Origin of the sequence: Sphingobium sp. JS3065 (genome assembly GCF_026427355.1) — a bacterium.
In the GTDB taxonomy this organism is placed as follows: Bacteria; Pseudomonadota; Alphaproteobacteria; order Sphingomonadales; family Sphingomonadaceae; genus Sphingobium.
This window is the reverse complement of the sequence record NZ_CP102665.1, coordinates 891,431-910,388: the sequence shown is the minus strand read 5'-3', so window position 1 is coordinate 910,388 and position 18,958 is coordinate 891,431. Positions and strand designations below refer to the sequence as shown.

Sequence of the window (18,958 nt, the reverse complement as noted above, 5' to 3'; positions counted from 1 at the left end):
GGCCCTCATCCTTCCATCAGCAGCGGCAGGCTGCGGAATCGCCGCCCGGTCGTGGTGAACAGCGCGTTGGCGACCGCGGGCGCGACCACGGGCGCGCCCAGGTCGGTCAGCCCGGCGGGCGGCGCGGTGCTGCGGATCAGTTCGACGGTCACTTCCCCTATGTCCCCCAGGCGCGGCAGGCCCATGCGGCCCAATATCGCCCGCGTCGGCATGCCCTTCGCATAGGGCACGGACGCCCCCATGGCCATCGCCAACCCATGGATCAGTCCGCTCTCGACCTGCTGCCGGGCGATATCGGGATTGACCTGCTCCCCGCCGTCGACGGCGGCGACGATCCGCCCGACCTGCAACTTGCCCTCGGTTATGCCCGCCTCCACCATGACCGCGATGAACGCGCTGTTCATGACATGCGCGGCCAGCCCCTGCCCGCTTCCCTCGACACCGCCCTGCCAGCCCCCCATGGCGCCCACGGTGGTCAGGCAATGCGCCAGCCGGGGGTTGCCGCCCAGCATCTGGATACGGAAGGACATGGCCTCCATCCGCGCCTGATGCGCCAGTTCGTCGATGAAACTTTCGGTGAAGAAGGCGCCGTGCAGATGCGCGTTGCCCCGCGTGAAACCCAGCGGCAGGCCGACATCGGCGGGGAAATGATCGACCGCCCAGTTGGGCACCGCATAGGGCAGTTCCATGCCCGCCACCGCCAGCCGGGTCGATACCCCCGCAGCCTCCGCGCTGGCTTCATGCGGCGGCTTGCCATCGGCGATCCGCGCCCATGTCTGGCTCATGGCGCAGGGGGCGGCGACCTTCGCCGACCACCCCTCGATAGCGCCGCTGCGGCCCAGCTTGGCCGCCATCCGCGCATGGGCGGGTGCGCCGGGCCGGTCCTGGATCACATCCTCCAGCCGCGACCAGAGCAATTGCACGGGACGCCCCATCTCGCGGGAAAGCAGCGCCGCCTGCACCCCCGCCTCGAAATCCATGCGCCGCCCATAGCCGCCACCCGCATGCAGCGGATAGAGCGTCACCGCCCCCGCCGGCAGCCCCAGCGCCCTGGCGATGGCGGCGCGGGCCAGGCCGGGCGCCTGCGTCGCCATCCACACCTCCGCCCCATCGTCGCCGATCCGCGCCGTGGCGGACATCGGCTCCATCGCCAGATGCAGGCTGGGCCGCACCCGATATTCGCTGGCAAGGATGGTCGCATCCTCGAACAGCGGCTTCAAATCGCCCCGCGCATAAAGCCGCTCGCCGGAACCGGAAAAGGCCTGCTCCAGCGCCGCCTCCATCCCCGCGCTGTCCACCGGCCTGCCGGATAGTTCGAACAGCGGATCGGCCAGGTCCAGCGCCTTGTTCGCCGCCCACCAGTTGCTGGCGACCGCCGCCACCCAACGCTCCCGCCGGACCAGCTTCAGGAAGCCGGTGACGGATTTCGCCGCGCCCTCATTGACGCTTTTCAGCACGGCGTCCCCGATCGGTCCCTGCCGGATCGAGGCGAAGACCATGTCCGGCAGGCGGATGTCGGCGGCGAAATTATGGCTGCCGTCGATCTTGGACGGCGTGTCCAGCCGGGGAAGCTCCTGCCCCGCCAGCCGGTCCACATCGCCCTGACGAAATGGCAATATGTCGGGCAGGTCGAAAGTCGCGGCATCCTCCGCCACCTCGCCCAGCTTCAGCCTGCGCTGCCCCCCGTCGGAGATGATGCCATTCTGGATGTCGCAGCTTTCCCACGCCACGTCCCAGCGCGCCGCCGCCGCCTTGCACAGCAACACCCGCGCCGCCGCGCCCGCCTCCCGATAGGCCTGGTGGAACATCGGAATGGAGGTGCCCGCGCCGGTCAGCATCAACGCACTGCGGGTCGCATATTGATCGATGGTCCAGTCGCCCGCCTCGCCCGCCAGCCTGCTCCAGTCATTGGCCAGCCATTCACGGGCCAGCAGCGTATTGGCATAGAGCGGTCCGACCGCCGCGCTCTGCACCCCCACGGTGCGCCAGTCCGCGCCCAACTCATCCGCCAATATCTGCGGCAGCAGGGTGCTGACCCCCTGCCCCATCTCCGCCTGCGGCACGATGACGATGACCTGCCCGGACCGGTCGATCTTGAGGAAGGCGTTGAAGGCGGTTTCGCCCGGCGCGGTGTTAAGATTGGGGCGATAGGCACGCGGCCAGACCGCCCATGCCAGCAGCAACCCCGCCGCCGCGCCCCCGCCGATCAGCAGCGTGCGCCGGTTCAAGCCCTTTTCCGTCTGCTGACCCTGCTTCCGCGGTGCGCGCCCCATGAGACTGCTGATAAAGAGGCTTGGAAGCTCTGGAAAGCCCTATTGCGAGCCGACCGGCTCAAGCTGGAGGCGGCGTATCTCGATAGCCGGGCAGCGGTCCATCACCACCTTGAGGCCGGCTGCCTCGGCGCGGGCGGCGGCGGCTTCATTCACCACGGCCAACTGCATCCATACCGCCTTCGCCCCGGCGGCGATGGCGTCGTCCACCGCTTCCCCCGCCGCCTCGCTGCGGCGGAAGATGTCGACCATGTCGATGGGCACGCCAATGTCCGACAGTCTCGCCCAGACGAACTCGCCATGGACATGCTCGCCCGCAATCTGCGGATTGACCGGCAGGACGCGATAGCCATGGTCCTGCAGGGTTTTCATGACGCCATAGCTTGGCCTGTCGGGCCGGTCGGAAATGCCGACCAGCGCTATGGTGCGGGTTTCGTTCAACAGATCGGCGATATCCTGCGCTTGGGTAAGTGGCATCGGCCAGCCTCCTCATTTCTTTCGACATGGGAAGGACGCAGGAAGGACGCAAGACGTTCCCTCCTTCCGTCATCCCTGCGAAGGCTGGGATGACGGGTAAAATGGTGGAAAGGCTTCAGCGCCCACCTCTCAACCACGCCGCCACCTTCTCGGCAATCGCGCGGAAGGCCACGCCATGCACATCGTCCCCCGCCGCCGGAGGATCGCCCGCATCGGACCGGCGCCTAATCTCGATGGCCAGCGGAATGCGGCCCAGGAAAGCCATGCCCATCTCCCCGGCGGCGGCTTCCGCGCCGCCCTGACCGAAGGGGTCGGACAGTTCCCCGCAATGGGGGCAGGCATAGCCCGCCATATTCTCCACCAGCCCGATCATCGGCACCTCAGTCTGTTCGAACAGGCTGACGGCCCGCGTCGCGTCGATCAGCGCCAGATCCTGCGGCGTCGACACGATCACCGCCCCGGCGGGCTTATGCTTCTGCACCATCGACAATTGCACGTCGCCCGTGCCCGGCGGCATGTCGACGATCAGCACCTCCGCATCGCCCCAGTCCGCGTCGATCAGTTGCGCCAGCGCATTGCCCGCCATCGGCCCGCGCCAGGCCAGCGCCTTGCCCGGCTCCACCAGATGGCCCATCGACAGCATCGGAATGCCCAACGGGCTTTGCACGGGGATCAACTGCTTGTCCTTGGCCTGCGGCTTCCTGTCCTCGCTCGCCATCAGCCGCGCCTGCGATGGGCCGTAAATATCGGCGTCGACCAGCCCGACCTTCACCCCCAGCCGCTGCAAAGCCACCGCCAGATTGGCCGACAGGGTCGATTTGCCCACCCCGCCCTTGCCCGACGCGACGGCGATGATCCTCAGCGGCTTGCGCTCCGCCGTCATGGCGATGCGCACGTCGCTGACGCCCGGCACGGTCAGCGCGCCCTCGCGGATGGCGGCGGCCACGGCGTCGCGCTGCTCCGGCGACAGGCCCGCCACGTCCAGCGCCAGCGTGATCACCCCATCCTTCAGCCGCGGCGCGCTGGCGCGCCCGTCGGTCAGCGTTTTCAGGCGGGCGGCGAAATCTTCAAGGTCGGTCATGGAAGCGCCATGTAATGCCGTTCGTCCCGGAGCGAAACGGGTCACGACATCATCCGAAACAATAATCCTGACGAAGGGCACTGTTTTTCGCGGGAAAGCCTTCCTATAGAGGAGCGATGAAGAGAATTTTCGGGTGGATGCCGGCTATTGCAAGCGCCATGGCCCAGGGCCCTTGGGGCGGCAAGAATGACGGGCCGGACGGCGACGGCCAGGACAAGGGGGGCGAGGGCGGCCCGCGCAATCCCTGGACGCAACCCGGACGCCCCGGCGCCAAGGGGCCTTCCGCGATCGAGGAACTGCTGCGCCGCGGCAAGGAAAGCTTCGGCCAGGGCGGGGGCGGCGGCGGCTTCGGCAACCTGCCGCCCCGCCCCTCCGGCAAGGCGTTGTGGCCCGCGGCCATCGGCATATTGGTCGTGCTGTGGCTGGTGCTGACCTGTTTCCACCGCGTCGGCCCGCAGGAGCGCGGCGTCGTCACGCTGCTGGGCAAATATAGCCGCACCCTCTCCCCCGGCATCAGCCTGACCCTGCCCGCGCCGCTGGAAAATGTGACGACCGTCGACGTGGAGGAAATCCGCGCCATCGACGTCGGCTCGACGCGGGCGGAGAGCGAGAATCTGGTGCTGACCGGCGACCAGAACATCATCGACCTTGCCTATTCGGTGCGCTGGAACATCCGCAGCCCGGAACTTTATCTGTTCCAGCTTTCCGATCCCGACTCCTCGGTCCGCGAAGTCGCGGAAAGCGCGATGCGATCCGTCGTCGCCAGCGTCAGCCTGGAGGATGCGCTGGGCGCAGGCCGCACGGAGATCGAGCAGCAGGTCGAACAGCGGATGCAGGAAATACTGGACGGCTACCGGTCCGGCATCCTCGTGCAGGGTGTCGCCATCAAGCAGGCCGACCCGCCCACCGCCGTCAACGATGCGTTCAAGGCCGTGTCCGCCGCGCAGCAGACCGCCCAGACCTATCTCAACGAAGCCCGCGCCGCCGCGCAGCAGGTGACGGCCAAGGCCCAGGGTGAGGCAGCCGCGTTCGACAAGGTCTATGAGCAGTACAAGCTCTCGCCCGACGTGACCCGCCGCCGCATGTATTATGAAACCATGGAGGGCGTCCTGTCGAACGTCGACAAGACCATCGTCGAAAGCGGCAATGTGACGCCGTTCCTGCCGCTGCCCGAAATCAAGCGCCGGGCGCAGGCCAGCGCCGCGCAAGGCGCCGCCGCCGGGGAGGGCCAGTGATGCAGAGCCTTGTCCGCCATCCCGTCGCGCTCGCGCTGCTCGCCATCGCGGCATTGCTGTTGCTGGGCAGCACCATCGCCATCGTGCCCGAAACCAAGCAGGGCGTGATCGTGCGCTTCGGCGATCCCAAGAAGATCATCAACCGTTACCGCCCGAACGAGGATTTCGGCAAGACCGGCGCGGGCATCATCCTGCGCTGGCCGTTCATCGACCAGGTCGTCTGGATCGACAAGCGCGTGCTGTCGGTGGAGATGGAGCGCCAGCAGGTGCTGTCCACCGACCAGTTGCGCCTGCAGGTCGACGCCTTCGCCCGTTACCGCATCGTCGATCCGCTGCGCATGTATATCGCGGCGGGCAGCGAGGAGCGGGTGTCCGACGCGCTGCGCCCGATCCTGGGCTCCGCGCTGCGCAACGAACTGGGCAAGCGGCCCTTCGCCGCGCTGCTCAGCCCCGAACGCGGGCAGGTGATGGACAATATCGAAGCGGGGTTGAACCGCGTCGCCCGCCAATATGGCGCGCAGATCGTGGATGTGCGCATCAAGCGCGCCGACCTGCCCGACGGCGCGCCGCTGGAAAGCGCCTTCACCCGCATGCGCACCGCGCGCGAGCAGGAAGCGCTCACCATCCGCGCACAAGGGGCCAAGCAGGCGCAGATCATCCGCGCAGAGGCGGACGCCAACGCCGCCCGCATCTATTCGGACAGTTTCGGCAAGGATCCGCAATTCTACGATTTCTATCGCGCCATGCAGGCCTATCGCTATACTTTCGCGTCTGACAAGCAGGGGGCGACCTCCATGGTCCTGTCCCGCGACAATGATTTCCTGAAACAGTTTCAGGGGCGTTGATTTCATTACGGAACGAGTGTCATTCAATGAGGGTTAAGGGAGTGCGGCGCATCCAGCCCAGCGCAGAGTCCCGCCTTTCCTTCGCCAAGTTCATGAGAGGACCGTCACGAGTGCGTTACGCTTATGCCATTACCGGCGCCCTGCTGCTCGGCGGCACCGCCATCGCCGTTACGACCAGTTCCAATGTCGGCGCGCAGGTCGCGCAGAATGAAGGCATGCAGGCCGCTGCCCCCGCAGGCGCGCCCGCCAGCCTGGCCGACATGGTGGAAAAGCTGCAACCCGCCGTGGTCAACATCTCCACCAAGCAGCGGGTTCAGGTGCAGAACCCCTTCGCGGGCACGCCCTTCGGCGACCTATTCGGCCAGGGGCAACAGGGCGGCAAGCCCCAGACCCGGCAGGCCCAGTCGCTGGGGTCGGGCTTCATCATTTCGGCCGACGGCTATATCGTCACCAACAACCATGTGGTGTCCGCCGGCGCGGAAGGGGCCAGCGTCGATTCCATCACGGTCACGCTGACCAATAGCGAGGAATATTCGGCCAGGCTGATCGGCCGCGATCCCGCGACGGACATCGCCGTGCTGAAGATAGATCCGAAAAAAGCCCTGCCCTTCGTCAAGTTCGGCGACAGCACCAAGGCGCGGGTGGGCGATTGGGTGATCGCCATCGGCAACCCCTTCGCGCTTTCGGGCACGGTGACGGCGGGCATCATCTCCGCCGTGCATCGCGGCACCGGCGGCACCTATGACAAGTTCATCCAGACCGATGCGTCGATCAACCAGGGCAATAGCGGCGGCCCGATGTTCGACATGCGCGGCAATGTGATCGGCATCAACAGCCAGATCCTTTCGCCGTCGGGCGGCAATGTCGGCATCGGCTTCGCCATCCCGTCCGAACAGGCCGCGCCGATCGTCGACACGCTGCGCAAGGGCCAGGCGGTCAAGCGCGGCTATCTGGGCATCCAGATCAGCCCGTTGGGCGAGGATCTGGCCGATTCGCTCGGCCTTGCCAAGAATCGCGGCGAATTCGTGCAGGGCGTGGAGCCGGGCAAGGGCGCGGACAAGGCCGGGATCAAGGCAGGCGACGTGATCGTCAGCGTGGCCGGTCAGGAAGTCACGCCGGACCAGAATCTGTCGTCCATCGTCGCCAACCAGCCGATCGGCAGCCGCGTGCCCATCGTGCTGCTGCGCAACGGCCAGCGCCAGACCGTGACCGCCGTGGTGGGCGAACGCCCGTCGGAAGATGAGCTGAACGCCTTCGCCCAGCAACAGGACGATGATTTCGGCCAGCAGCAGGACGGCCAGTCCAGCGGCGGCCAGGCGGCCCAACAGTCGCTCGGCATTTCCGCCATCCCGCTGAACTCGACCATCATCCGCCAGCTTGGCATTCCCACCGACACGCGCGGCATCGTGATCACCGCCGTCGACGGTTCGACCGACGCGGGCGCGAAGGGCCTGCGCCGGGGCGACGTGATCATCACCGCCAACAACCGCCCGGTCGCCACCCAGGCGGAACTGGATGCGCAGGTGAAGGCGGTGTCGTCCCAGGGCCGCAGCGCGATCCTGCTCCAGGTGCTGCGCCGGGGCCAGCCCGCCGTGTTCCTGCCGGTGCGCCTGCGCGATAAATAACAGTCTGAAAATCAGCGGATCGTTACGGGCCGCGCTTGCCGGAAACCCTGTCTCCCCTCTACAAAGGGGACGGCAGACTCCGGCGGGCGCGGCCCATGATATTTGAGTCGTTGTTTGCCGTGATTTCCGAGCCAGCAGGTGATTCCACCTGCTTCGAAATCACTAAGAGGGAGCATGACGCAGATGAGCGACGGCATTTTCATCGGCCTTGGCGCACCGGACAAGAATGGCGGCATCCCCCAGACGCTAAACCTGCGCAGGGCCAATCGCCACGGCCTGATCGCGGGCGCGACCGGCACTGGCAAGACCGTGACGTTGCAGGGCATAGCCGAAAGTTTCTCCGCGCTCGGCGTTCCCGTCTTCCTCGCGGATGTGAAGGGCGACCTGTCCGGCATTTCCATGGCCGGCTCCCCCACCGCCAAAAATGCCGACAAGCTGGTGGCCCGCGCCAAGGAAATCGGCCTTGAAAATTACAGCTATGCCGACAACCCCGCCATCTTCTGGGATCTGTACGGCGAACAGGGCCATCCCATCCGCACCACCGTCAGCGAAATGGGGCCGCTGCTGCTTTCCCGCCTGATGGACCTCAACGAAACGCAGGAGGGCGTGCTCTCCATCGCCTTCAAATATGCCGATGAGGAAGGGCTGCTGCTGCTCGACCTGGGCGATTTGCAGGCGATGCTCGCCTATTGCGCGGAAAATGCCGACAGTCTGTCCGCCCGATATGGCAATGTGACCAAGGCCAGCGTCGGCGCGATCCAGCGCCAGTTGCTCCAGCTTGAAAGCCAGGGCGGCGCGCATTTCTTCGGTGAACCCGCGCTCGACATTCACGACATGCTGAAGGTCGATGAAAAGGGGCGCGGCTATGTCAACGTGCTGGCCGCCGACAAGCTGATGCAGAGCCCCAAGCTCTACGCCACCTTCCTGCTCTGGCTGCTGTCCGAACTGTTCGAAACCCTCCCCGAAGTGGGCGACCCGGACAAGCCCGTCCTCGTCTTCTTCTTCGACGAGGCCCACCTGCTGTTCGACGACGCGCCCAAGGCGCTGACCGACAAGATCGAACAGGTCGTCCGCCTGATCCGTTCCAAGGGCGTCGGCGTCTATTTCGTGACGCAAAACCCGATCGACATTCCGGAGGATGTGGCGGGCCAGCTTGGCAACCGCGTCCAGCACGCCCTGCGCGCCTTCACCCCCCGCGACCAGAAGGCGATCAAGGCGGCGGCGGAGACCTTCCGCGTCAATCCCGACCTGAACGTCGAAACCGCGATCATCGAACTCAAGGTGGGGGAGGCGCTGGTGTCGCTGTTGCAGGAGGACGGCTCGCCCGGCATCGTCCAGCGCACGCTGATCGCCCCGCCCCGATCCCGCCTCGGCCCGGTCGATGCCAAGGAACGGGCGATCATCCAGTCCATCTCCCCCTGCGCGGGCAAATATGACGCGACCCTGGACCGCGAATCCGCCGAGGAAATCCTGGCCGCGCGCGGGCAGGCGGCCGCCGCCGCCGCGCAGGCCTCCAAGGCGCAGGCCGAAGCCGACAAGGCCGCCGCCGAACAGGCCAAGATAGAAGCCAGGCAGCGCGAGGCCCAGCTCAAGGAACAGGCCCGGCAGGAAGCCGCCGCCGCCCGGGAGGCCGCCAGGCCATCCGGTTTCGACAGGGCGATCCAGTCCGCCACCCGCTCCGCCGCCTCGACGGTCGGGCGTCAGGTCGCCAATGAACTGGGACGCGCCGTGTTCGGCGGGTCCAGCCGCAAAAGCTCCGGCGGGATCGCGGGGCAATTGGTGCGGGGCATATTGGGCAGCCTGTTCAAATAGGGCTGCGGCAAAGGAGAAGGTCATGCAGAAGATTCTCGTCGCCGCCCTGGCGCTGGCGTTCGCCGTTCCCGCTCATGCGCAGGATTATCGCGACCTGCACCGCGCCGCCGACGCCGCCATCGCCAGCGACATCGCCCGCGACCGTCAGGCGGAGCGTGACGCCAGGCGCCAGCCCTATGCCTCACCCGGCCATGGCGCGATCCACACCGCCACGGCGGCCCGCAACGCCTGCGCCGCCAAGGCACGGGAAGAGGCTGGACCCGGCACGAAAATCCTGGGCCGGATCGCCGCCAGCACCATGTCCACCGGCTGGGAAGTGGAAGGCGAAGTCGGCCCCCTTGGCGACCGGCGCTCCGTGCCCTTCGTCTGCTCGGTTCGCAACGGATCGGTGAGCGGGATCATGCTGCACTCGCCAGACTGACCGATTTGGGTGGGAAGCGGACATTCCAAATCCCTCTCCCTTGAGGGAGAGGGTTGCGCAGACTGGCAGCTTGCTGCCTTAGTCGTAGCTGGGTGAGGGGGTTGCGATCCAACGGATCGCGCGGGCCGCAGGCCCGCTCCCCCTCATCCAACTCCGCCTAGGCTCCTTCGTCGCCAAGGCTCTGTATCCTTCTCCCTCAAGGGAGAAGGAATGTCTTGGACTGGCCATCCCCCGCCTAAAGCCCAACCTTTCCCACCCCAAATATTGCTGCGCCTTTTCTCTACCGGTGCGGTTGCGAAACGCGCCGCGCAAACGCTAAGGAGAGGGCCATGCATCGCCCCTCCATCCCTGCCCATCCCCTGCGCTTCGGCAATTTCCGCGCCTATCTGCTGGGACGGCTGACGGCGGTGCTGGCGCAATATGGCATGATGATCGTGCTGGCGTGGCAGGCCTATAATGTCGCCCGCGAAACGATGAGCACGGGCGCCGCGGCGGCCCAGCTTGGCCTGATCGGCCTGGCGCAATTCCTGCCGCTCTTCTTCCTGACGCCCGTGACCGGCTGGGTGGCCGACCATTTCGACCGGCGCAGGATCACCCGCCTGACCCTGCTTCTGCTGGTGCTGGCTTCGGCTACCCTGGCCTTCGCGACCTATGAGGGCTGGGTCAGCCTGCCGCTGATCTTCGGCATCGCCGCCATCGTCGGCGTCGCCCGCGCCTTCAACGGCCCGGCGTACAGCGCGCTCGCCCCCAATCTGGTGCCGCGCGAAGTGCTGCCCAACGCCATCGCCATTTCCAGCGTCGTCTGGCAGGCGGGCATGATCGCGGGTCCGGCGTTGGGCGGCTATGCCTATGCCATCCAGCCCTGGGGCGCCTATGCGCTGGCGTCGGCGCTGTTCACCGTCGCCCTGCTCTGCATGATGCTGATCGGCCCGGTGCCCCAGCCGCCCCGCGACACCAGCCGCCATCCGGTGCGCCAGATGATCGACGGCCTGACCTATGTCCGCACCAACCGGCTGGTGCTGGCCACCATCACGCTGGACCTGTTCGCGGTGCTGCTGGCGGGCGCGACCGCGCTGCTGCCGGTCTATGCCCGCGACATATTGCATGTGGGGTCGGCGGGCCTCGGCCATCTGGCCGCCTCCCCCGGCATCGGCGCGGCCGTCACCGCCCTCTTCTTCTCCTTCCGCCCGATGAAGACGGAGGTCGGCCTCAAGATGCTGGGTTCGGTCATCCTGTTCGGCATCGCCACCATCGTCTTCGGCGCCACCGCCTTCCTGCCGCGCAACATCGCGCCGGAAGTCGGCATCGCCGCGCTGATCCTGCTGGGATCGGCCGACATGGTGTCCGTCTATGTCCGCCAGTCGCTGATCCAGCTTCACACCCCCGACGAGATGCGCGGCCGCGTGTCCAGCCTGTCGCAACTCACCATTTCCGCCTCCAACGAACTGGGGGAGGCGGAATCCGGTTTCCTCGCCGCGCTGGTCGGCCCGGTCGCGGCGGTGATCGGCGGCGGCATCGGCGCCATCGCGATAACCCTCATCTGGGCGAAGCTCTTTCCAGAACTCCGCCTTGCCCGTACCTTCGACCCACCTGAAACAAAGATGGCCGAATCCACCCAGGAGATAGTGCAATGAAGGCATCCAGCATCTTGGAAACCATCGGCAACACGCCGCATATCCGCGTCAACCGGCTGTTCGGTGACGCCGAAGTGTGGATCAAGTCCGAACGGTCCAACCCCGGCGGGTCGATCAAGGACCGAATCGCCCTGTCCATGATCGAGGCGGCGGAAGCGTGCGGCGACCTGAAACCCGGCGGCACCATCATAGAGCCGACGTCCGGCAATACCGGCGTGGGCCTGGCCATGGTCGCGGCGGTCAAGGGTTACAAGCTGGTCCTGGTCATGCCCGAAAGCATGAGCCTGGAACGGCGCCGCCTGATGCTGGCCTATGGCGCCCGCTTCGACCTGACGCCCCGCGAAAAGGGCATGAAGGGCGCGATCGAGCGCGCCCTGGAACTGGTCGAGCAGACGCCCGATAGCTGGATGCCGCAGCAGTTCGAAAACCCCGCCAATATCGACGTCCACGTCCGCACCACGGCGCAGGAAATCGCCGCCGACTTCGCCGACGCCCCCCTCGACGCGCTGATCACCGGCGTCGGCACCGGCGGCCATATCACCGGCGTGGCGCAGGTGCTGAAGGCGCTCTGGCCCAACCTCAAAGTCTATGCGGTCGAACCGACCCTGTCCCATGTCATCAGCGGCGGCCAGCCCGGCCCGCACCCGATCCAGGGCATCGGCGCGGGCTTCATCCCGGCGAACCTCCACACCCAGTTGCTGGACGGCGTGATCCAGGTCGACCCCGCCGACGCCAAGGAATATGCCCGCCGCGCCGCGCGGGAGGAAGGCGTGCTGGTCGGCATATCCTCCGGCGCGACGCTGGCCGCCATCGCCCAGAAGCTGCCGGAACTCCGGGCGGGCAGCCGCGTTCTGGGCTTCAACTATGACACCGGCGAACGCTATTTGTCGGTGCCCGATTTCCTGCCTGAATAGGGCAGCACCGGACCGGGCATGACCGACGCTTCCACCACCGGCCAGCCGCATCCTTCGATGTGGCTGATCTGGCTCGCGCTGTTCGTCGGCCTGCCCGCCCTGGTCGCCACATGGGAAGCGCGGACGCCCCTCAGCAAGCCGCGCCTCGATGCCGCCCTCCTCACGCGCCCGGCGACCCCGCCCCCGGCGGTCGCGCCCGTCCGGATCTATGCGCTGGACCGCGATCGGGCACAGGCGCTCAACGCGGCCATTCCCTTTTCCCGCCTGCCCAATCCGGCGGCGCGGCCCTTCCTCTTCGCAGGATCGCCAATCGACCTCGCCCGCGCCACGGACTGCCTGGCGGCGGCGCAACTCTATGAGGCGGGCGACGACGCCGTGGGCGAACGGGCCGTCGCGCAGGTGGTGCTGAACCGCGTGCGCCACCCCGCCTTCCCCAAGACGGTCTGCGGCGTCGTCTTCCAGGGGCAGGAACGGGCGACCGGGTGCCAGTTCACCTTCACCTGCGACGGCGCACTCGCCCGCACGCCGACCCAGGCGGCGTGGGAAAGGGCGCGGGACATCGCGAGATCGGCGCTGGCGGGCAAGGTCTACAAGCCGGTCGGCTATGCCACCCATTATCACACCGACTGGGTCGTCCCCTATTGGAGCGGCAGCCTGGACAAGATCGGCGCGGTCGGCACGCACCTCTTCTTCCGCTGGCGCGGCTGGTGGGGGACGCCACCCGCCTTCCGCCGGACGGGGGAGAATGGCGAGCCGCTGGTGCAGCGCATCGCCCGCCTGTCCGCCGCGCATCAGGGCGGCCTTGACGCGCCCGGCACTCTGTCGCCGCTGGTCCTGGCCGGCGGCACGGTGACCGATCTCGCGGCCCGGCCCCAGCAGATGATCGGGACGGAGTCTTTGGGCCATATGATGGCGGGCGTGCGCCTGATCGCCATCGCGCCGGGGGCGAGGAGCTTCCTGGTCGAACTGAGCCGGACCGCCGTGCCCGACAATTGGCCGGTGCTGGCCCAGACCTTCTGCGCCGGGCGGCCCGAATGCCGGATCATGGCCTGGCGCGCCGGAACCGCGCCGGGCGGCCTGCCCTTGTCGGGCGACCAGATGGAAAGCATGGCCTTCGCCTATATCCACAACAGCGCGACGGGATTGCAGCGGTCGCTCTGGAACTGCATCCAGACCCCGCGAGCCGACAAGGACCAATGCATGCGCCAGCGGGTTCCGACCGCTCCCGCCGCTGCCACCGCGCCGGAACTGGCGGGCGTCCGGCGCAGGGAACGGTTCGAGGTGGTGAAGATCGCGCCGCCGCCGCCAGCGACCGCCGCGCCCGACAAGCCATAGGGCAAGTGGACAATTCGACATTTTCGGACTGGCCGATTTGGGTGGAGAGCGGACGTTCAGTTTTCCGTTCGCCCTGAGCCTGTCGAAGGGTCTTGCTGAGCGGAGGCGAAGCAAAGGGAGCCTCGCTTCGCTCGGCTGAAGGCTTCGACTTGCCGAAGGCAAGTTTATCCTGAGCGCCTGCCCTGGCAGGCAGTCGAAGGGCTCAGCCCGAACGGTTTTCTTGTGACCGTTAATGGCCATCGCCGGGCATTCCAAATGATCCCAGCGCCCCCCAAACCGGAGCACGCCCCCTCAATCCTGATCCCCGCACCCACTCAAACGCGGCAAAGCCCCGATGCGGGCGACCAGTTCCGACTGGCGGCTGCAATCCAGCTTCGCATAGATATTCTTGATCTGGGTGCGCACCGTATGGAGCGCCACGCCGCGTTCCTGCGACAGCTCCTCCAGCCCGCGCCCGGCGCAGAGCGCCTCGGCCACCTCCGCCTCCGCCCTGGTCAGGCCGTAAAGCGCGCGGATGCGGCTGGCGATGCTCAGATCCCGGTCCGCCGGATCGGTCGCGATGGCGACGATCTGCCGGTCCATCCCCACCCGCACCGAAGCGATCGACAGCATATAGGGCAGGCCCTGTTCCCGATGGATGAAGATCGCGCTCGCCTGCCCGCCCTGCCGCGCCGCCGCCGCCCGCAGCGCGGCCTGCAAGGCTTCGTCGTCGCGCGGATCACGCGCCTTCAACTGCCGCTGGCGCGTGGTCAGCGCATCGGCCCGGCGCAGCAGCGCGTCCGCCCGGCTATTGCAATCGATCAGCGCGCCGTCGGGCCGCAGCGTGAAGACGGCATGGCCCACCAGGTCGAGCGTGGCATGCAGCGACCGGCCATAATGATTGGCCCGGTCCAGCTTGCCGCGAATGCCGAACATGCGGCCGATATGGCCGACGCTGTCCTGGATCGCCCGCACCTCCCGCTCGCTGAACGGCCTTTGCGCGCGGCCGCGATGCAGGCCGATATTGCCGGTCGTCCCGTCCTGCCGGATCACCCCGCCCAGACAGCGATAGGTGTCGTCGCCCATGCCCCTGATCCACTCATTGTAGATCCGGCTGCCTTCATAGGCCTGGCTGGGCACCAGCGCTTCGATATTCCAGACGCGATTGGCCGCCTCTATCCGGTTCAGCGCCGCGCCCCAAATGTCGTCGTCCTGAAAATCACGATCATAAGCGGCCATCTGCGCTTCGGAGAAATAGCCGGAATAGGAAATTTCCGCGACATGATGCGGAGCGCGCCCCCAATGGAGGACGCCCGACCGCGCCCCCACCGCTTCCGCCAGCGTGGAGGCCAACCGATCGAACGCCGCATCGTCGGTCGCCGCGTCGTAGATTTCCTCCGTCCGGATCACAGCCAGTCCCAACTCCCCAAATCCCAGCCGCAGGGAATATACGCAGCTTGCCTTTACCGCATTGCACAAATCGGACATTAGTCCGTTTAAATTGCAGTAAAAAACGATATTGCTGCTGGCGTGTTCCGCGCCCTCTCCCCTCTTGCTCCGCTTTCCGCCGTTCGGACGGTTCGGAACCCGTGGCTGACGGTCGCCGCCCTGTCCGCGATGACATTGTTGATCCAGGGCTGCACGCTGATGTCGCTGGGCGTGTTCCTGCCCGATCTGGCGCCCGATTTCGGCGGACAGGCGGGCGGCGCGGCCACCGCCTTCCTGCTGGCGATGAGCCTGGCCAGTCTGGCGGTCGGCTGGGCGCTGGGGCGGATCGGGGCGCGGCCGGTGCTGCTGGCGGGCATCGCGCTTGGCGCCGCCGGATACGCCCTTGCCGCCGTCGCGCAGGACATGTTCGCGCTGACCGCCGGGCTGGCGCTGGCGGGGATGGGCGTCGGCGCGTCGACCATCGTGCCCGGCATCGCCGTCATCACCCGGCATCATGCGGCGCGGCGCGGACTGGCGCTGGCGATATTCCTGGGCGCGGCGGTCGTCGCGGGGGCGCTGGTGCCCCCCCTTGTCGGGACGGCCATCGCCCTCTGGTCGTGGCGCTCGGCCATGCTGCTTTGCGCGGCGGTCATGGCGCTGGCCTGCCCGCCGCTGCTGCTGCTGGTCCCCAACGGGCGGATCGACGGTGAAGGGACAAAAACGAAAGCCGCCGCGATCAGCCCCGATTTCCTCCTTATCCTGCTGGCGTCGACGCTGTTGCAGCTTGCGATCAACGGCGTGCTGTTCGCGGCGGTGGACAGCCTGATGGCGCAGGGCCTGCCGCGATCCGGCGCGGTGCTGGCCTATAGCGGCGCCAATCTTCTGGGCCTGCCCGCGCTGCTGATGGGCGGCATGCTGGCCGACCGCATCGGCCCCCGGCGCAGCCTGATCGCGACGGCATTGCTGCTGGCGGCGGGGACGGCGGCGCTGCTGGGGGTTGGCGCCATGACCATGGCCGGGGTCTGGCTGTTCGTCCTGCTCTGGGGCACGGCGAGCGCGCTGCCCGGCCAATCGGGATCGATGCTGCTGGCCGATGTGGCGGGGGCGGACGCCTTTCCCCGGCTGCTCGGCATCAACACCGCGGTCATCGGCCTGCTCGGCGCGCTCGCGCCGATGCTGACCGATCGGATGCGGGCGGCGGGCGACGGCTATGCCCTTCCGATATTGGTCTATGCGGCGCTGGCGCTGACGGCCGCACCGATCATTGCGCTGGTCCGCCCGTCAAAGGGCGACGCTGGCTGACAGGCCGACGGTGCGCGGACGCTGCGCCATTTCGCGCAGCGGCGATCCCGTGACCGGCGCCAGTTCCGCATTGCGATAAAGGACCGCCCGGCTGTCCAGCAGATTGTCCGCAAAGGCGGACAATCGCCACCCGTCCCGCCCGAACCCGGCGCGCAGGAACAGCAGATCGCTGACCGCCCCCACATAGACGCGGGGATCATAGGCGACCGACAGGGTCGAAGGCGCCCGGCGATACCGCCCCGCATGCCGCCATTCCGCCCGGACGAAGCCGTCCATCCCCCCCGGCCACGCAAAGCCATAGTCCGCCGCCAGCGTCCCGGACCAGCGCGGCACATAGGGAAGCCGGTCCCCCGCCGCGACGATGCTGCCCGCCCCGACATCCCGCCGGAACCGCGCATCGACGAAGCCCAGCGACAAATCCAGCACCAGCCGGCGCAAAGGCTCCGCCCGCACCGCCAGCTCCACCCCCTGGTTCCGCGCCGCGCCCAGATTGTCGACATAGGAAAAGCCGCAACCGGGCAGGGTGATCGACTGCTGGATGCGCCGCCAGTCGATGCGGAACGCCGCCAGGGAAAGATGAAGTCCCCGCCCCGGAATCCCCGCCTTCACCCCCGCCTCATAGCTCCAGAGCGAATCCGGCCCATAGCTGTCCGGCGCGGCGCGGCGGCCGAATGCCGCCAGATCGGCGGCGCAACCGCCCACCGGCACCGCCCCGTTGGTGCCGCCGCTGCGAAAGCCCTTGCCCGCGCTCAGATAGACCAGGCTGTCGCCGTCCGGACGCCAGGACAGGCTGGCATGGGGCGTGACCGGCGCGGCCCGCTGCCGCCGGGGTCCAACACTATTGCTGCCGCCCGCGAACGGCCCCTCCGACATCAGGCGGAAGGTCAGCGGATTGCGCGACAGGCGCAGCCCCGCCGTCACCTCCCACCGGGGGGCCAGCGCCCATGTCGCCTGGCCGAAGGCGGCCAGCATGCGCTCGCCTATCGTCTGGCGGCTATGATAGCTTTGCCCGCCGGGCAGCAGCGGCAGGCCAAAAATCTCCTCGACCGACAGGCCAAGCTGCGATTGCGCGAGGTCGGCGATGCCCGGCTCCACCACCCGCTGCTCCATGACGATGCGCGACCGGCCGTAAAAGCCGCCGATCAGCCAGCGGACGGGGGCGTCATGGTCCGACGCGATCCGCACTTCCTGCGTGAAATTGCGCTGGTGGACGGTGGTGCGGCTGTAACTGCCGCCCGGCGTGCGGATGCCGGGCACCGCGCCGCCCAGCACGATCTCCCCGAAGAAGCCGGAATAATCCACCACCTGCCGGTTCCGCCGGTCCAGCCATGCGGTGACGCTGGTCAGCGTGGCCCCGCCCAGGTCCAGCCGCGCCGTCAGCGCGGGCAGCAGCAACCGGTCCCGCCCCGGCTGACGCAGCGTCGCGGACTGGCGGAAGGGGCCAAGGCCGTTTTCCTGAAAGGGCAGGTCGGCCCGCTCCGTCCGCTGGTAGAAGAGGGTGGGCGTCAGTTCCAGCCGCTCGTTCAGCGCCGCCTTGACCGCCATCCGCAGGCCCCATGCCGCGCCATGATCGGCATTTTTCGTCAGCAGCGCCCCGGAAACCGGATCGATCCGGTCGACCGCCCCGGCATCGCGCCGATAATAGCCGCTGATCCGCGCCCCGATCCGCCCCGGCAGGATCGCGCCGCCCAGCGCCGCCTGCGCCTCCCGCGTCAGGCCGCCGCCCTTCACCGCCGCCACCTCCCCGCTGGCCTGCCCGTCCATGCCGTCAAGGCCCGGCTGGCGGGTCAGCAGGCGGATCGTGCCGCCCATGGAATCCGCGCCGAACAGGGTGCCCTGCGGCCCGCGCAGCACCTCCACCCGATCCAGGTCGAACCGGCGCAGGTTGGGATTGCCCGCCACCTCCAGCGACCGGATCTGCACCGGCACGTCATCGACATAAAGGCCGACGGTCGCCGCGCCGATGGGGGAAAAGACGCCGCGCATGATCGGCTGCCGCGCCCCGAAACCGCCGACCATCGGCATGGCCAAATTGGGCACGACCCCGGCGAGGTCGTCCAACGTGTCGACGCCGCGCCGCTCCAGTTCGACGCTGTCCAGCCGGGCGATGCTGATCGGCACCTTGTCCTGCGCCTCCGCCACGCGGCGGGCGGTGACGATGACGATGGGCCGTCCCGCCATCTGCCCCTGATGACCCTCGCCATCCTGACCCAAGGCAGGCGAGGCCAGCGCCGACGCGCAACAGACGAACGCCGCCCCCCTCACGCAGGGCGCTTGATCGGCAGAAGAGATTGAACGTCCCCCAATATCATCCCACCTCTCTACAACAACGATCCGGCGCGGCAACTAAAGTGGATCAAACCCCCTTCACCCATTCCGGTCCCATCATTCTGGCCTCTTCACAAGGGGCGGCATCGCGCCTATATGGGGCGTTCAAATCCGGTCCGTGCGACGCCTCCCGGCCTAGCATGAACCGTCCCCCGGATCGCTCGGGGTCCGGCTTCGCCTAGCACGCGAATCCGGCGGAATGGGGCGAAAACGGCGGGTTACGACATGCTGACAGTGCGGATCGGACAGTCCCGGCCCGCACTTTTTTGCGT

The 18,958-nt window shown here is 67.7% G+C and carries 14 protein-coding genes; 9 read left to right on the top strand and 5 right to left on the bottom strand.

Annotation, left to right across the window (positions count from 1 at the left end):
* Positions 1-5: 5 nt before the first annotated feature.
* The 3 genes from NUH86_RS21535 to NUH86_RS21525 form a co-directional block, all read right to left on the bottom strand.
* Entirely contained in the window at positions 6-2,273 is a 2,268-nt protein-coding gene (locus tag NUH86_RS21535; protein WP_267252520.1) for a molybdopterin cofactor-binding domain-containing protein, read from the bottom strand.
* A 39-nt stretch (positions 2,274-2,312) separates the two neighbouring features.
* Positions 2,313-2,747 (bottom strand): CoA-binding protein, encoded by a 435-nt coding sequence (locus NUH86_RS21530; RefSeq protein WP_267252519.1) that lies wholly within the window; start codon positions 2,745-2,747, stop codon positions 2,313-2,315.
* 115 nt (positions 2,748-2,862) lie between these two features.
* Complete coding sequence (locus tag NUH86_RS21525) at positions 2,863-3,630, bottom strand: Mrp/NBP35 family ATP-binding protein (protein WP_267253024.1); 768 nt, start codon at positions 3,628-3,630, stop codon at positions 2,863-2,865.
* A gap of 314 nt (positions 3,631-3,944) precedes the next feature.
* Here NUH86_RS21525 and hflK point away from each other — a divergent pair, with 314 nt between their 5' ends.
* The 8 genes from hflK to NUH86_RS21485 all read left to right on the top strand — a co-directional run bounded on the left by hflK (position 3,945) and on the right by NUH86_RS21485 (position 13,649).
* Positions 3,945-5,063: an FtsH protease activity modulator HflK gene (hflK, locus tag NUH86_RS21520; protein WP_267252518.1), complete on the top strand. Its 1,119-nt coding sequence runs from the start codon at positions 3,945-3,947 to the stop codon at positions 5,061-5,063.
* Positions 5,063-5,908: a protease modulator HflC gene (hflC, locus tag NUH86_RS21515; RefSeq protein ID WP_267252517.1), complete on the top strand. Its 846-nt coding sequence runs from the start codon at positions 5,063-5,065 to the stop codon at positions 5,906-5,908. Before hflK ends, hflC begins: the two co-directional genes overlap by 1 nt.
* A gap of 110 nt (positions 5,909-6,018) precedes the next feature.
* Entirely contained in the window at positions 6,019-7,533 is a 1,515-nt protein-coding gene (locus NUH86_RS21510) for a Do family serine endopeptidase (protein WP_267252516.1), read from the top strand.
* A gap of 183 nt (positions 7,534-7,716) precedes the next feature.
* Positions 7,717-9,345: a helicase HerA-like domain-containing protein gene (locus tag NUH86_RS21505; RefSeq protein WP_267253023.1), complete on the top strand. Its 1,629-nt coding sequence runs from the start codon at positions 7,717-7,719 to the stop codon at positions 9,343-9,345.
* A 22-nt stretch (positions 9,346-9,367) separates the two neighbouring features.
* Positions 9,368-9,766, top strand: coding sequence for a hypothetical protein (locus NUH86_RS21500; protein WP_267252515.1), 399 nt, complete (start codon positions 9,368-9,370; stop codon positions 9,764-9,766).
* A 329-nt stretch (positions 9,767-10,095) separates the two neighbouring features.
* The gene (locus tag NUH86_RS21495; RefSeq protein WP_267252514.1) at positions 10,096-11,400 is read left to right on the top strand and encodes an MFS transporter; all 1,305 of its coding nucleotides are present in this window, start codon (positions 10,096-10,098) and stop codon (positions 11,398-11,400) included.
* On the top strand, positions 11,397-12,314 hold the full coding sequence (cysK, locus tag NUH86_RS21490; protein WP_267252513.1) for a cysteine synthase A: 918 nt from the start codon (positions 11,397-11,399) through the stop codon (positions 12,312-12,314). Before NUH86_RS21495 ends, cysK begins: the two co-directional genes overlap by 4 nt.
* An 18-nt stretch (positions 12,315-12,332) precedes the next feature.
* A complete protein-coding gene (locus tag NUH86_RS21485) occupies positions 12,333-13,649 on the top strand; it encodes a cell wall hydrolase (RefSeq protein ID WP_267252512.1) in 1,317 nt (438 codons plus the stop codon).
* Positions 13,650-13,940: 291 nt separating this feature from the next.
* Here the strand turns inward: NUH86_RS21485 and NUH86_RS21480 are convergent, their stop codons facing one another.
* Positions 13,941-15,038: a helix-turn-helix transcriptional regulator gene (locus tag NUH86_RS21480; protein ID WP_267252511.1), complete on the bottom strand. Its 1,098-nt coding sequence runs from the start codon at positions 15,036-15,038 to the stop codon at positions 13,941-13,943.
* Positions 15,039-15,158: 120 nt separating this feature from the next.
* Here NUH86_RS21480 and NUH86_RS21475 point away from each other — a divergent pair, with 120 nt between their 5' ends.
* A complete protein-coding gene (locus tag NUH86_RS21475; protein WP_267252510.1) occupies positions 15,159-16,358 on the top strand; it encodes an MFS transporter in 1,200 nt (399 codons plus the stop codon).
* Here NUH86_RS21475 and NUH86_RS21470 read toward each other — a convergent pair.
* Positions 16,338-18,623: a TonB-dependent receptor gene (locus tag NUH86_RS21470; protein ID WP_267252509.1), complete on the bottom strand. Its 2,286-nt coding sequence runs from the start codon at positions 18,621-18,623 to the stop codon at positions 16,338-16,340. The two genes, NUH86_RS21475 and NUH86_RS21470, sit on opposite strands and share 21 nt — an antisense overlap.
* Positions 18,624-18,958: the final 335 nt, after the last annotated feature.

What these genes read in the sequence shown, in the direction of transcription:
- hflK (WP_267252518.1), top strand. Translation starts at nt 3,945, where the DNA reads ATGAAGAGAATTTTCGGGTGGATGCCGGCTATTGCAAGCGCCATGGCC.
- hflC (WP_267252517.1), top strand. Translation starts at nt 5,063, where the DNA reads ATGCAGAGCCTTGTCCGCCATCCCGTCGCGCTCGCGCTGCTCGCCATC.
- NUH86_RS21530 (WP_267252519.1), bottom strand. Translation starts at nt 2,747, where the DNA reads ATGCCACTTACCCAAGCGCAGGATATCGCCGATCTGTTGAACGAAACC.
- NUH86_RS21535 (WP_267252520.1), bottom strand. Translation starts at nt 2,273, where the DNA reads ATGGGGCGCGCACCGCGGAAGCAGGGTCAGCAGACGGAAAAGGGCTTG.
- NUH86_RS21485 (WP_267252512.1), top strand. Translation starts at nt 12,333, where the DNA reads ATGACCGACGCTTCCACCACCGGCCAGCCGCATCCTTCGATGTGGCTG.
- NUH86_RS21495 (WP_267252514.1), top strand. Translation starts at nt 10,096, where the DNA reads ATGCATCGCCCCTCCATCCCTGCCCATCCCCTGCGCTTCGGCAATTTC.
- NUH86_RS21505 (WP_267253023.1), top strand. Translation starts at nt 7,717, where the DNA reads ATGAGCGACGGCATTTTCATCGGCCTTGGCGCACCGGACAAGAATGGC.
- NUH86_RS21525 (WP_267253024.1), bottom strand. Translation starts at nt 3,630, where the DNA reads ATGACGGCGGAGCGCAAGCCGCTGAGGATCATCGCCGTCGCGTCGGGC.
- cysK (WP_267252513.1), top strand. Translation starts at nt 11,397, where the DNA reads ATGAAGGCATCCAGCATCTTGGAAACCATCGGCAACACGCCGCATATC.
- NUH86_RS21500 (WP_267252515.1), top strand. Translation starts at nt 9,368, where the DNA reads ATGCAGAAGATTCTCGTCGCCGCCCTGGCGCTGGCGTTCGCCGTTCCC.